We start from the raw sequence: 12,833 nt of genomic DNA, 5'->3' as shown, positions 1-12,833 counted from the left end.
CGAAGACAGATGGCCGCCAAGCCCGTCATCGTCACGCGGCCGGCGCGCGAAGCCGCGCAGTGGGTGGACGACTTTCGCGCCGCAGGGCTGGTTGCTGCGGCGTTGCCGTTGATCGTCATCGAACCGGCCGCCGACGCTGAGCCCCTGCGGGCCGCATGGCGCCGCATTTCGGACTACGCCGCGCTGATGTTCGTGAGCGCGGCTGCAGTCGAGCACTTCTTTTTCCATGCCGAGAAGAATGCCGTTGCGGCGGGTCCGCGCTTCTGGGCCACCGGCCCCGGCACGGCGCGCGCACTTCGGCGCGCCGGCGTGCCCGACGAAGCCATCGACGCACCGCCGCCCGATGCGTCGAACTTCGACTCCGAAGCCTTGTGGGAGCGCGTGAAAGGCCAAGTTTCGGCGGGCGTGCGGGTGCTGATCGTGCGCGGCGGAGACGCGGCGGGCAGCCCCAAGGGCCGCGACTGGCTCGCCAATGAAATCGATGCCGCGCATGGATTGCGCGACACGGTGGTCGCCTACCGCCGCCTGCCGCCCTCCTTTGGCGACGAGGAGCGCGCGCTCGCACTCGACGGTGCAGAAGGGCGCGCGGTCTGGCTGTTCAGCAGCTCGGAGGCGATCTCCAATTTGCGGCTGGCGATGCCCGCAACCGGCTGGCAGGCAGCCAGCGCGGTGGCCACTCACGCACGCATCGGCGAAGCCGCGCGCGCCGCGGGATTCGGAACGGTGCGCGTGTGCAGCCCCCAGCGTGAGGCGTTGATCGCGTCGATAGAATCCTTCTCATGAGTGCCGCGTCTCCGTCCGACGACTTCTCCCCCCCAACTGCCGCCGCGCCGGTGCCCGCAACGCTCGTGGCGCCGCCGCAGTCGCCAGAGGCGCTGGCGGCCGCCGCAACAACGCTTTCCCGTATCGGCTTTGGCCTGCTGGCCGTCGTGTCGCTCGCGGCCCTGGCCATTGCAATTGCGCTTTGGCAGAAGGTGAGCGGCATGCAGGAGCAGCTCGCGCGCCAGAGCGCGGATGCGCAGGCCCAGTCGCTCGAGGCGCGCACGCTCGCGCGGCAGGCCATGGACACCGTGCGCGACACCGCCGCGCGCGCCGCCCTTACCGAGACCCGTGTGGCCGAAGTTGCGCTGCAGCGCTCGCAACTCGAAGAACTCATGCAAAGCCTCTCGCGTTCGCGCGACGAGAACCTGGTGGTCGACATCGAGTCGGCTGTGCGCCTGGCGCTGCAACAGGCCCAGGTCACTGGCAGCGTGGAGCCCTTGCTGGCAGCGCTCAAGTCCGGCGACCTGCGCATCGCGCGCGCCGCGCAGCCCAGGCTTGCGCCGCTGCAGCGCGCCATGCAGCGCGACGCCGACCGCCTGCGCAGCAGCGCCAGCGCCGACAGCGGCGAGGCGCTGCAGAAACTCGACGAACTGATGCGCAGCGTGGACGACCTGCCGCCGCTCAATGCCGTGGCCACGCGCGGCTCCGGCGTCAACGCCTGGCAGCCAGAGCCCATTCCGGCCGATGCGGCCTGGTGGGAGCGGGCGCTGCTGACCGTGCGTGCCGAACTGCGGTCGCTGGTGCGCGTCGGTCGCATCGAGCGGCCCGAGGCGGTGCTGCTGGCGCCCGACCAGACCTACTTCCTGCGCGAGAACCTCAAGCTCAAGCTGCTCAACGCAAGGCTTTCCCTGCTGTCCCGGCAGGTGGATTCCGCGCGCAGCGAGCTCGCCACGGTGTCCGCATCGCTGAACCGCTATTTCGATCCCGCGTCGCGGCGCACGCAAGCGGCCGCCACGCTGCTGCAGCAGCTCCAGGCACAGGTGAAGACCTCCGAACCCCCGCGCATCGACGACACCTTGGCCGCGCTGGCGACGGCAGCGGCGGGGCGCTGATCATGCGGGCGGCACTGTGGCTTCTCGCGCTGTTCGCCATCGCCGCGGCGGTGGCGCTGTTCGCCGGCAACAACCAGGGCACGATCACCGTGTTCTGGCCGCCGTGGCGCGTTGACCTTTCGCTGAACCTGGTGCTGGTGATCCTGCTGGGCGCCTTCGCATTGCTGCACCTTGCGCTGCGTGGCCTGGCGGCGCTGTTCTCTCTTCCGACCCAGGCACGCCAGTGGCGGCTGCAGCAGAAGGAACGCACGCTGCATTCGGCCTTGCTCGACGCCATGGTGCAGCTGCTCTCAGGCCGCTTCTCTCGCGCGCGCAAGGCTGCGCAGGCCGCGCTGGTGCAAGAGAAAACGCTGGCTGCCCTGGGCGCCAGCCTGCCGCAGGCGCAGCAGGTCCGCGTGATCTCGCATTTGCTGGCCGCCGAGAGCGCACAGGCGTTGCAAGACCGGCCGGCGCGCGATGCCCATCTGCAGCAAGCCCTCAATGAAAGCGTCGACCGGACGGTACTGGCAAGCCCCGAGACGCGCGAGGGCGTGCAGCTGCGTGCCGCTCGCTGGGCGCTCGAAGACCACGATCCAGCGGGCGCACTGGCCCGGCTCGAAGAGCTTCCGCAAGGCGTGCAGCGGCGAACGCTTGCGCTGCGCATTCGCCTGAAAGCGACCCGCCAGGACCGGCGCACTTTGGAAGCGCTGGAAACCGCGCGCCTGCTCGCCAAGCACCGCGCATTTTCCGACGCGGCGGCGCAGAGCATCGTGCGCGGCCTGGCCACCGAACTGCTGGGCGGCGCGCACGACCCGGCGCAATTGCTCCGCGCCTGGGGCGAGCTCGACGCCGCCGAGCGCGAAATGCCCGAAGTGGCGATTCATGCCGCCCAACGGATGGTTGCCTTGCGCGGCGACCTGGCGCTGGCGCGCGGCTGGCTGCTGCCGGCCTGGGAGCGCATGGTGTCGCAGCCGCGCGGCCTCGGCGATGCGTTGCGCGTCAGGTTGGCGCGCGCGCTCGAGGCGGGGCTCGATTCGGTGGACGCCGATTGGCTCGCCCGCATCGAGACGGCGCAACGCAACAACCCGAGCGACCCCAATCTGCAGTACCTGGCCGGCATGGCGTGCATGAAGCGGCAGCTGTGGGGCAAGGCCCAGCAGCTGCTCATGCAGGCCGGCATGGGCTTGCAGGACACGGACCTTTATCGCCGCGCATGGCTCGCGCTGGCCGAGTTGGCCGAGGCGCGCGGAGACGCGGAACAGGCCGCTGCAGCGTGGAAGCGCGCGGCCCAGGCGGAGAAGGCCTGAGCATTCGGGCGCGACCTTGCTGAGCGTTGTTGTTGCCGGCAGGCATCTCATCGTTCCCCAATAAAAAAAACGGCGCCAATTGGCGCCGTTTTTTATGGGTTCAGGCCCGAGGGCCTGAGCGTCTTCAGTTCACGCCTTGCGCGTCGGTCGATGCCTTCTCGAAAGGCAGCGTCATTGCGCTGAGTTCCCGGCGGGTTTCGACCAGCACCAGCGGACCTTCGTCGAGCGTGATTGCAGGCGGGCGTTCGCGCGGCACATGCACCGGCTTCGGCTCGGCCGCGATGGCTGCGCGGGCCTGTGCAATGCGTTCTGCATCGGAGTTGACCCACTGCAGACCCGAACGCTCGGCGATTTGCGCGAGTTCGTTCAACGGCAGTTCGAAGGGCTGAACCTTCGGCAAGGCACGGCCGTTGGTGGCGGGCTTGCTGCTGCTCTTCTCGACGGCAATCGGTGCCACCACGGGAGCAGGAGCGAAGGTTGCGACTGGTGCAACAGCTTCTGCAGGCGCAACGGCTTGCACAGGTGCCACCGGAGCTGCAACCGGCGCAGGCGCCGTTGCGGGGCGGTCGAAGTAGCTCCGCGATGCGGCGGTTGCACGCGATTCTTCTTCGGGCACTGCGGCGCGGGCTTCGGTCGGCTCGGCCATGGCGTTGTCGGTCGATGCGCCGGCCACGTTGGCTTCGCTTTCGTCGCGCGGGCCGCGTTCGCGGCGGTCGCGGCCATAACGGTCGCGCGAACGGCCGCGGCGCTCCTCGCCTTCACGGCGCGGTGCCTGATCGTTGTTGGCATCGGTTTCGCCTTCAGCGCCTGGAGCGACGGCAGTTGCCTCGTCGGCAGGTGCCTGTGCGTCGCCGTTGGCGAAACGCGGCTGGCCTTCGCCGCGGCGTTCGCGGCGGCCGTCGTTGCGCTCGCCACGCTGGCCGCGCTCTTCACGGCCGTTGCGCGGTGCGCGCTCGGCTTGCGAGCCGTCCTGCGAAGCGACGTTGTTGTCGTCGCTGGACGCTTCGCGCGGTGCGTCGGTGCCATTGCGCTGTTCGTTGCGTTCACCGCGTTCGCCACGGTCCGCACGTTCGCCGCGCTCACCGCCACGTTCACGGCGTTCGCCGCGGGCGCGGGGCGCGCGCTCTGCCGGGGCATTGCCTTCGTCGCCGGCGGGCGCGAGTTGCTGCGCTTCGAGGTTGCCGTCGATCAGCTCGGCCGATGCGGGCCGTGCTTCGCGGCCTTCGCCTTCGCGGCGCTCGCCGCGGCCACCACGGCGTTGTTCGCTTTCGCGCGGACCGCGTGCTTCACGGGGTTCGCGTTGTTCGCGGGGCTCGCGCTGTTCACGCGGTTCGCGTTGCTCGCGTGGCAGCGCGGCTTCGTTGCGCAGTTCGCCGCTGCGGCCTTCGCGGCCTTCGCGTCCTTCCCCACGGCGCTCGCCGCCGCGACCGCCGCGGCGTTCGCCGTCGCGGCCGCCGGAACGGCCACCGTTTTCGCTGCGGCCTTCGCCGCCGCGGCCACCACGGCGCTGCTCGCCGTCGCGGGCGCCGCGTGCTTCGCCGTCACGGCCGGAGCGGCCGCCATCACGGCGTGCGGGCTTCGGCGCTTCGACGGGAATCACGGCCGGAGCGGGCGCCGGTGCCGGCGTGCCGCCGAACCAGCTCTTGATGCGGGCGAAGAAGCCCATTTCAGCCGGCGCGGGTGCGCTTGCCACGGGCGGCGCGACCGGCGCCGGGGCAACGGCGGGCGTGCGCACGGCTTCAGGCTTGGGCGGCACCACGGGCGCCGGTGCGTCGGGCAGCACGCCCTTGATGACCGGCGTCTGCTTGTTGGTGGGTTCCTGCGAACGGCGCGTGACGGCCGTCGGGTCTTCGATCTCGTCGGCCATCTTGTAGCTGGCTTCGATGTGGTCGAGGCGCGGATCGTCGTGCTTCAGGCGTTCGAGCTTGTAGTTCGGCGTTTCGAGCGTCTTGTTGGGCACCATCAGCACGGTGACGCGCTGCTTGAGCTCGATCTTGGCGATTTCAGGGCGCTTTTCGTTCAGCAGGAACGATGCCACTTCGACCGGCACTTGCACGTGCACCGCGGCCGTGTTGTCCTTCAGGCACTCTTCCTGGATGACGCGCAGGATCTGCAGCGCGCTCGATTCGGTGTCGCGGATGTGGCCCGAGCCGCCGCAGCGGGGGCAGGGGATCGACGAGCCTTCGCTGAGCGCCGGCTTCAGGCGCTGGCGGCTCATTTCCATCAGGCCGAACTTGCTGATCGAGCCGAACTGCACGCGGGCGCGGTCTTGCCGCAGCGCGTCGCGCAGGCGGCTTTCGACTTCGCGGCGGTTCTTCGACTCGTCCATGTCGATGAAGTCGATGACGATCAGGCCGCCCAGGTCGCGCAGGCGCATCTGGCGGGCCACTTCGTCGGCGGCTTCGAGGTTGGTGCGGGTGGCGGTTTCTTCGATGTCGCCGCCCTTGATGGCGCGGGCCGAGTTCACGTCGACCGAGACCAGCGCCTCGGTGTGGTCGATCACGATGGCACCGCCCGAGGGCAACTGCACAGTGCGGGCGTAGGCCGATTCGATCTGATGCTCGATCTGGAAGCGGCTGAACAGCGCCGCGTCGTCGCGGTAGCGCTTCACGCGGGCGGCATGCTCGGGCATGACGTGCGCCATGAACTGCTGCGCCTGGTCGTAGATGTCGTCGGTGTCGATCAGGATGTCGCCGATGTCGTGATTGAAATAGTCACGGATGGCGCGGATGACGAGCGAGGATTCCTGATAGATCAGGAAGGCGCCCTTGCCGCCCTTGGCCGCGCCATCGATGGCGGTCCAGAGCTTGAGCAGGTAGTTCAGGTCCCACTGGAGTTCGGGCGCCGAGCGGCCGATGCCGGCGGTGCGCGCGATGATGCTCATGCCCTTCGGGTATTCGAGCTGGTCCATCGCCTCCTTGAGTTCGGCGCGGTCGTCGCCCTCGATGCGCCGGCTCACGCCGCCGCCGCGCGGGTTGTTGGGCATCAGCACCACATAGCGGCCGGCCAGCGAGATGAAGGTGGTGAGGGCCGCGCCCTTGTTGCCGCGTTCTTCCTTTTCGACCTGGACGACCAGTTCCTGGCCTTCCTTGATGACGTCCTGGATGCGCGCCTGGTTGGCGGAAACGCCTTCGGCGAAGTATTGCTTGGAGATTTCCTTGAACGGCAGGAAGCCGTGGCGGTCTTCGCCGTAGTCGACGAAACAGGCTTCGAGCGAGGGCTCGACGCGCGTGACAACAGCCTTGTAGATGTTGCCCTTGCGCTGTTCGCGCCCTTCGATCTCGATTTCGTAGTCGAGGAGCTTTTGCCCGTCGACGATGGCCAGGCGGCGTTCTTCGGCCTGCGTGGCATTGATCAGCATCCGCTTCATGATGCGTTGTCCTTATATGTATCGTTCTACAGGCCCATGACGGGCCAACGATGCACGGACGACGCCCGCGAAACGAGGGGAATTGCCGCTTGGCCCCGGATGCTGTCACTGTCGCGGCAAGCGCGAGCAGGCCTCTTGAGCGTCAGCTCAAGAAGACAGCCGGGGTGGGGGCGCGTGGATGGGCGCGAGCCAGATTCGGTGTTGAGCAGCTATCTTATTGATAGCTGGTTGCGCAATGGTGGCGCGCGGTGCGGATGATCCAATGCCTGAGGCCGCTGGCAAAAGCCAGGTGGGCCAACGCAGGCACAGTTGAATCAGCAGCATCAACACAAGGGACTCGCTTCGATCCGCCGGCAGCTTGGAAGCTGCAGGCTGGGTATTCCGTATCGGTGTTTCGTGGGTGTCGGCTTGACTTGGGCGCAGGGGCTGCCACTTTGCGCAATTGCGCGGGGTTTGCAGTCTCGGCGCCAAAGCGGCATCGACCTCGCAGCGTTGTCCTGGGCGTTTGACTGCAGTGATCTAAACTTCTGTCTAATCAAGCACTTACACGACCGCGCTGGTGAAAAACATTATAGGTGCGAAGCGAAGCCCCGCGGCCGCTCCAAATCCCGCAGTTCCGGATCCCGCGGCCCAAAAGGCCGCGGTGGACGCCGCGGCGCCGCACGCCTCCATCAAATTTATTACCGTGGACGCGGAATCGGCGGGCCAGCGGCTCGACAACTTCCTGTTCCGCCACCTGAAGGGCGTGCCCAAGACGCATGTCTACCGGATCATCCGGTCGGGCGAGGTGCGCATCAACAAGGGCCGGGCGCAGGCCGAAACCCGCATCGAGGCCGGCGACGTGCTGCGGCTGCCGCCGGTGCGCATATCGCCGCGCGCTGAAGAAGGCGCCACGCCGCCCGCACCGGCGCGCGAATTCCCGGTGCTGCTGGAAGACGACGCGGTGCTTGCCATCGACAAGCCCGCCGGCGTGGCGGTGCATGGCGGCAGCGGCGTGAGCTTTGGGGTGATCGAGCAGCTGCGAACGGCGCGGCCGGCCGCGAAATTCCTGGAACTGGTGCACCGGCTCGACCGCGAGACCTCGGGCATTCTGCTGGTGGCGAAGAAGCGCAGCGCGCTCGTGGCCCTGCAGGACCAGTTCCGCGAGCGCGAGACGGGCAAGACCTATCTCGCGCTGGTCGAGGGCGCCTGGCCTGCCAACAAGAAGGTGCTCGATGCGCCGCTTGCCAAATATCTGCTGCCGGGCGATGGCGCAGGTGCCGGCGAGCGGCGCGTGCGCGTGGTCGCCAAGGACCATCCCGACGCGATGCGCGCCGTCACGCTGGTGCGCGTGCTGGCACGGCTCACGCTGCCGGGCGACGCCGCGCCGCTGTCATTGCTCGCGGTCACCATCAAGACCGGCCGCACCCATCAGATTCGCGTGCACCTTGCTTCGGCCGGCCACCCGATTGCGGGCGACGACAAGTATGGCGACTTCGAGCGCCAGCGCGCGCTGCAAAAACTCGGCCTCAAGCGCATGTTCCTGCACGCCTGGCGCTTGCAGTTCAGCCACCCCGCAACCGGCGAGCGCGTGGCGCTGCAGGCCGGCCTGCCGCCTGAACTGCACGGCTTGATGCCGCCGCAGGCGCTCGAGGCGCTCGCCCAACATCCCACTCCCACGGCCAATGACTGATTCTTCCCGCCCCCTGCGCTTCGACCTGATCGCCTTCGATTGGGACGGCACGCTTTACGACTCCACCCGGCTCATCGTGCGCTGCATCCAGGCGGCGGTGATCGACGTCGGCGGCGCGAAGCCGAGCGAGAACGACGCCGCCTGGGTCATCGGCCTGGGCTTGGCCGAGGCGCTGGCGCGCGCGGCGCCGGATGTGCCGAAGGAAAAATACGCCGAACTCGGTGCGCGCTACCGCTACCACTACTTGCAGCACCAGGACGACCTGGTGCTGTTCGACGGCGTGCTGCAGATGATCGACGCCCTGCGCGCGCGCGGCCACAAGCTTGCCGTGGCTACCGGCAAATCGCGCCGCGGATTGAACGAGGCGCTAAAGACAGTCGCGCTGCGCGACCGCTTCGACGCTTCGCGCACGGCCGACGAGACATTCGGCAAACCGCATCCGCGCATGCTGCTGGAACTGATGGAAGAACTCGAGGTGCCGGCCGAACGCACCCTGATGATCGGCGACACCACGCACGACCTGCAGCTGGCGCTCAACGCCGGTTGCGCCAGCGTGGGCGTGAGCTACGGCGCGCACGAGCCCGAAAGCTTCGATGCGCTGAAGCCGCTGTTCATTGCCCACTCTGTGGCCAGCCTCGAGGCATGGCTCCTGGACAACGCCTGACCGAAGATCTTGCGATGAGCGAAGAAGAGCCCATTCCCCTTTGCAATGCCTCGGACCTGGTCGAAGGCAGCCGGGCCGTGCCGTTCGATGTGGTCTACGGCGGCGAAACCTGCCGCGCCTTCGCGGTGCGTTTCGACGGGCAGCCGCACGCTTACCTGAACCGATGCAGCCACGTGGCCATGGAGATGGATTTCCAGCCCGACCGCTTCTTTGACGACAGCGGTCAATGGCTGCTCTGCGCCACCCATGGCGCGGTCTACAAGCCGGACACCGGCGAATGCGCCGGCGGCCCGTGCCGCGGCGGCTTGGTGAAGATCGCCCTCAGCGAACGTGACGGCGTGGTGCACTGGCATACTGCCTGGAACCTCCATCCCCTGACCTTTTGACAATGACCGACCCGAACCGCACGGAACCTGAAGGTTTTGATCCTTTTGAGCCGGCCACTCCCATTGCGTCTTCCGAAGGCGCGCCGAAAAACATGGCCAAAGACCCCACGCAGCGTCCCGGGTGGGAGCGCGCAACGCTCGAGAAACTCGCCTTCGCCTCCCTGAACGAGCAGAAGGCCGCGCGCCGCTGGAAGACCTTTACGCGTCTTTCGTGGCTCGCCTTCTTCATCTTCCTGGTCTGGCTGGCCATGTCGCGCAGCACGCCGAGCACCGCCAAGACCACGGCCCACACGGCCGTCGTGGAAATCAAGGGCGAAATTGCCAACGGCGGCGACGCGAGTGCCGAATTCGTCATTGCCGCAATGAAGACGGCCTTCGAGGACGAGGGCGCCAAGGGCATCGTGCTGCTCATCAATTCGCCGGGCGGAAGCCCCGTACAGGCCGGCATCATCAGCGACGAGATCAAGCGCCTGAAGGCCAAGCACAAGAAGCCGGTGTACGCCGTGGTCGAAGAAACCTGCGCTTCCGCGGCCTATTACATTGCCGCCGCCACCGACAAGATCTACGTCGACAAGGCCAGCATCGTCGGCAGCATCGGCGTGCTGATGGACGGTTTCGGCTTTACCGGCGTGATGGAAAAGGTCGGCGTCGAGCGCCGGCTGCTGACGGCCGGAGACAACAAGGGCTTTCTCGATCCGTTCAGCCCCATGAGCGACGCGCAGCGCGCGCATGCGCAGGCCATGCTGAACCAGATTCACCAGCAGTTCATCAACGTGGTGAAAAGCGGGCGGGGCGACCGCCTCAAGCTCGACACCCCCGGTCTTTTCAGCGGGCTGTTCTGGAGCGGCGAACAAGCCGTCGAGTTCGGCCTGGCGGACCAGTTGGGCAACGTGGACTACGTGGCGCGCGAAGTCATCAAGGCCGAAGAGGTGACCGACTACACCCGCCGCGACAACGTGGCCGAGAAGCTCGCGAAGAAATTCGGCGCCGCCATGGGCGACGCCACGGTGCGCTCGCTGCAATCCGCCGCCCCGGCGTTGCGCTAAGGCTTTCCCCCGGCGGCCGGCTCAGGCGGGCTGGTCGCCGCCGCTGTTCGTGTATCGGGCCGAGGCCGCAAGCGCCACGGCAAAAACCACCACCACATACAGCGCGGCCGTCAGCGAACTGGCCCGCGCCAGCAGGCCGATGACCGCCGGGCCGGCCATGAACCCCAAATAGGCCACGGCCGAGACGGCGGCAATGCCGGTGGCGGGTTCGACGCCCGGTACGCGCGCCGATGCGCCGAACAGAATCGGCACCACGTTCGCGAAACCGACGCCCACGCCCGCAAAGCCGATCAGCGCGAGCCACGGGAGATTCGTCAGCAGCACCAGCGTCATGGCCGCGGCTGCCAGCACGCCGCTTCCGAGCAGCAGAGCGGCCGGCGAAAAACGTGCGCGCATGGCGTCGCCGCCGAAGCGCGCGGCCGCCATCGCTGCCGAGAAGCTCGCGTAGGCCAGCGCGGCCTGCTTTTGCGGACTGCCGAGTTCCTGCTGCATGTAGAGCACGCTCCAGTCGTAGATGGCGCCCTCGGCAATCAGGCCCAGGGCCGCCAGCACCCCCAGCACCGCTAGCGCGCCACGGGGCAGTTGGAACTTGCGGTCTGCCGTATTTCCATCGTTCGCCGCTGGAGGGTTGGGCAGCATGCGCATCGAAGACACTGCCACCAGCAGCACCATGGCAGCCGCGACCCACAGCAGATGCGCCTGCGCGCCCAGGCCGGCGGCGAGTGCGGCGCTGCCGCTTGCGGCACCTGCCATGCCGCCAAGGCTGAACATGCCGTGCATGCCGCTCATCAGCGGCGTGCCGCCATGAAGTTCGAGTTGCGCCGCTTCGGTGTTGATGGCCACGTCGAACACGCTGGTCACAAGGCCGAAGACTGCAAGCAGCCCCAGCAGGGCGAGGTAGCCGGGCATGGCGATCAACCCGGCCAGCAGCAGTGCGTACACGCAGCCGCAGACGGCCGCCATCCGCCGGGGGCCGTGGCGCCCGATCCAGCGGCCGGCGCTGGTCAGGCCGTACATCGCCCCGGCACCCGCGGCGAGCATCGCGAGGCCGAGTTGGGCCTCGTCGATGCCGTAGTGGGCCTTGACGGTGGGAACGTGCACGCCCCACGTCGCAAAGATGAAGCCGGAGGAAAAGAACTGCGCGCGCGAGGCCCAGCGGGTGCTGGCGGTGACCAGCATCGTCAACGCCCGATCGCGAACACCGCGGGCAGGCGTTCGTCCGTCGCGGCACCGGGCGCCTTGGCGCGCCAGGCCTTCACCGTTTCGCTGCGCACATGGGCGGTTGCCAGCGTGAGGCCGCGCGCCACCGCAAGGCGGGTGTTGTGCTGCAGCGTTTGAACCAGCGCCTGGAGTAGCGCGGCGTTGCGGTAGGGGGTTTCGATGAAAAGCTGCGTCTGGCCCGTCTTGAGCGCCAGCGCTTCGAGCTCGCGGATGCGGCTTTGCCGCTCGCCCGAATCCTGCGGCAGGTAACCGACGAAAGCGAAGTTCTGGCCGTTGAGGCCGCTCGCGGCCAGCGCCAGCAGCAGCGACACCGGACCGGTGAGCGGCACCACGGCAATGCCCAGGTCATGCGCGGCGCGTGCCACCGAAGAGCCCGGGTCAGCCACCGCCGGCATGCCGGCTTCGCTCAGCAGGCCGATGTCGTGGCCTTCGAGCGCGGCGGCCAGCAAGGGGCGTGCGTCGAACTGGCCGGCATGGTCGCCCTTCTTGTGCACTTCGCGCGGCAGCTCCCGGATGTCCTGCGCCTGCAGGGGCGCCGCCAGCGGAACGACCGCATCGATCCGTTTCAGGTAGGCGCGGGCCGATTTGGCGTTTTCGCAGATCCAGTGGGTGATGCCGGCGGCCGCCTGAAGCGTGCCGAGGGGCAGGGCGTCCTGGAGCGGCGCCTGGGTGTCGCAGCCGAAGTCGAGCGGTGCGGGTACCAGATAGAGCTTGCCCGGCGTCACAGCAGTTCGACTCCGGCGGAACGCAGCATGCGGCAGGTGCGTATCAGCGGCAGGCCGACCAGGGCGGTGGGGTCGTCGCTGTCGATGGCGCTCAGCAATGCGATGCCGAGCCCTTCGCTCTTGGCGCTGCCCGCGCAGTCGTAGGGCTGTTCGGCCTGCAGGTACTGCTCGATGGCCGCATCGCTGAGGTCCCGAAAAACGACCCGGACCGGCGCCAGGTCGCGTTCGACAAAGCCAGTGGCTTGGCAAACGACGGCCACGGCGGTCTGGAATATCAGCGTCTGGCCGCGCATCTTGCGCAACTGGGCGGTGGCGCGCGCGTGGTCGCCGGGCTTGCCGAGCGCCTCGCCGGCCAGGTCGGCCACCTGGTCCGAGCCGATGACCACGGCCTCGGGAAAGCGGGCGGCCACGGCACGGGCTTTTTCGAACGCCAGGCGTTCGGCCAGTTCGCGCGGGGGTTCGCCGGGAAGCGCGGTTTCGTCGACTTCCGGGGGCAGCACATCGAAGGGCAAGTGGAGGCGGTTCAGCAGTTCGCGCCGGTAGCGCGAGGTCGAGGCAAGAATCAAGGGGCGTTGCATGGAGACGATTG

11 protein-coding genes are annotated in these 12,833 nt (G+C 68.2%); 7 read left to right on the top strand and 4 right to left on the bottom strand.

What is annotated here, in order from left to right; genetic code table 11:
• Window positions 1-9 precede the first annotated feature (9 nt).
• Genes V9L21_RS04040 through V9L21_RS04030 form a run of 3 tightly spaced genes read left to right on the top strand, consistent with a single transcriptional unit; the run spans window position 10 to window position 3,160 of the window.
• A complete protein-coding gene (locus tag V9L21_RS04040; RefSeq protein ID WP_337309362.1) occupies window positions 10-783 on the top strand; it encodes a uroporphyrinogen-III synthase in 774 nt (257 codons plus the stop codon).
• Complete coding sequence (locus tag V9L21_RS04035; RefSeq protein ID WP_337309360.1) at window positions 780-1,874, top strand: uroporphyrinogen-III C-methyltransferase; 1,095 nt, start codon at window positions 780-782, stop codon at window positions 1,872-1,874. Before V9L21_RS04040 ends, V9L21_RS04035 begins: the two co-directional genes overlap by 4 nt.
• A 2-nt stretch (window positions 1,875-1,876) precedes the next feature.
• Window positions 1,877-3,160, top strand: a complete 1,284-nt coding sequence (locus V9L21_RS04030) for a heme biosynthesis protein HemY (RefSeq protein WP_337309358.1) — start codon at window positions 1,877-1,879, stop codon at window positions 3,158-3,160.
• 124 nt (window positions 3,161-3,284) lie between these two features.
• Here the strand turns inward: V9L21_RS04030 and V9L21_RS04025 are convergent, their stop codons facing one another.
• The gene (locus V9L21_RS04025; protein WP_337309355.1) at window positions 3,285-6,530 is read right to left on the bottom strand and encodes an Rne/Rng family ribonuclease; all 3,246 of its coding nucleotides are present in this window, start codon (window positions 6,528-6,530) and stop codon (window positions 3,285-3,287) included.
• A gap of 559 nt (window positions 6,531-7,089) precedes the next feature.
• Between V9L21_RS04025 and V9L21_RS04020 the strand changes: the two genes are divergently transcribed.
• The 4 genes from V9L21_RS04020 to V9L21_RS04005 are packed head-to-tail and all read left to right on the top strand — an operon-like array spanning window position 7,090 to window position 10,298.
• A complete protein-coding gene (locus V9L21_RS04020; protein ID WP_337309354.1) occupies window positions 7,090-8,202 on the top strand; it encodes an RluA family pseudouridine synthase in 1,113 nt (370 codons plus the stop codon).
• Entirely contained in the window at window positions 8,195-8,866 is a 672-nt protein-coding gene (locus V9L21_RS04015) for an HAD family hydrolase (protein WP_126745738.1), read from the top strand. Before V9L21_RS04020 ends, V9L21_RS04015 begins: the two co-directional genes overlap by 8 nt.
• A 14-nt stretch (window positions 8,867-8,880) precedes the next feature.
• On the top strand, window positions 8,881-9,252 hold the full coding sequence (locus V9L21_RS04010) for a Rieske (2Fe-2S) protein (RefSeq protein WP_337309352.1): 372 nt from the start codon (window positions 8,881-8,883) through the stop codon (window positions 9,250-9,252).
• A gap of 2 nt (window positions 9,253-9,254) precedes the next feature.
• Window positions 9,255-10,298: a S49 family peptidase gene (locus V9L21_RS04005; protein WP_337309350.1), complete on the top strand. Its 1,044-nt coding sequence runs from the start codon at window positions 9,255-9,257 to the stop codon at window positions 10,296-10,298.
• A 21-nt stretch (window positions 10,299-10,319) separates the two neighbouring features.
• On the opposite strand, the gene V9L21_RS04000 is transcribed toward V9L21_RS04005, so the two are convergent.
• The 3 genes from V9L21_RS04000 to V9L21_RS03990 are packed head-to-tail and all read right to left on the bottom strand — an operon-like array spanning window position 10,320 to window position 12,822.
• A complete protein-coding gene (locus V9L21_RS04000; RefSeq protein ID WP_337309348.1) occupies window positions 10,320-11,477 on the bottom strand; it encodes an MFS transporter in 1,158 nt (385 codons plus the stop codon).
• A 2-nt stretch (window positions 11,478-11,479) separates the two neighbouring features.
• Window positions 11,480-12,244: an SAM-dependent methyltransferase gene (locus V9L21_RS03995; protein ID WP_337309346.1), complete on the bottom strand. Its 765-nt coding sequence runs from the start codon at window positions 12,242-12,244 to the stop codon at window positions 11,480-11,482.
• Window positions 12,241-12,822, bottom strand: a complete 582-nt coding sequence (locus V9L21_RS03990) for a Maf family protein (protein ID WP_337309345.1) — start codon at window positions 12,820-12,822, stop codon at window positions 12,241-12,243. Before V9L21_RS03990 ends, V9L21_RS03995 begins: the two co-directional genes overlap by 4 nt.
• Between the last annotated feature and the right edge of the window lie 11 nt (window positions 12,823-12,833).

It is taken from the genome of Variovorax sp. CCNWLW235 (genome assembly GCF_037204085.1).
GTDB lineage: Bacteria > Pseudomonadota > Gammaproteobacteria > Burkholderiales > Burkholderiaceae_C > Variovorax.
This window is presented reverse-complemented; position numbering and strand designations above follow the sequence as displayed.

Excerpts from the sequence above, each read along its gene's own strand:
- V9L21_RS04040 (WP_337309362.1), top strand. The coding sequence starts at position 10 with ATGGCCGCCAAGCCCGTCATCGTCACGCGGCCGGCGCGCGAAGCCGCG.
- V9L21_RS04035 (WP_337309360.1), top strand. The coding sequence starts at position 780 with ATGAGTGCCGCGTCTCCGTCCGACGACTTCTCCCCCCCAACTGCCGCC.
- V9L21_RS04030 (WP_337309358.1), top strand. The coding sequence starts at position 1,877 with ATGCGGGCGGCACTGTGGCTTCTCGCGCTGTTCGCCATCGCCGCGGCG.
- V9L21_RS04025 (WP_337309355.1), bottom strand. The coding sequence starts at position 6,530 with ATGAAGCGGATGCTGATCAATGCCACGCAGGCCGAAGAACGCCGCCTG.
- V9L21_RS04015 (WP_126745738.1), top strand. The coding sequence starts at position 8,195 with ATGACTGATTCTTCCCGCCCCCTGCGCTTCGACCTGATCGCCTTCGAT.
- V9L21_RS04010 (WP_337309352.1), top strand. The coding sequence starts at position 8,881 with ATGAGCGAAGAAGAGCCCATTCCCCTTTGCAATGCCTCGGACCTGGTC.
- V9L21_RS04005 (WP_337309350.1), top strand. The coding sequence starts at position 9,255 with ATGACCGACCCGAACCGCACGGAACCTGAAGGTTTTGATCCTTTTGAG.
- V9L21_RS04000 (WP_337309348.1), bottom strand. The coding sequence starts at position 11,477 with ATGCTGGTCACCGCCAGCACCCGCTGGGCCTCGCGCGCGCAGTTCTTT.
- V9L21_RS03990 (WP_337309345.1), bottom strand. The coding sequence starts at position 12,822 with ATGCAACGCCCCTTGATTCTTGCCTCGACCTCGCGCTACCGGCGCGAA.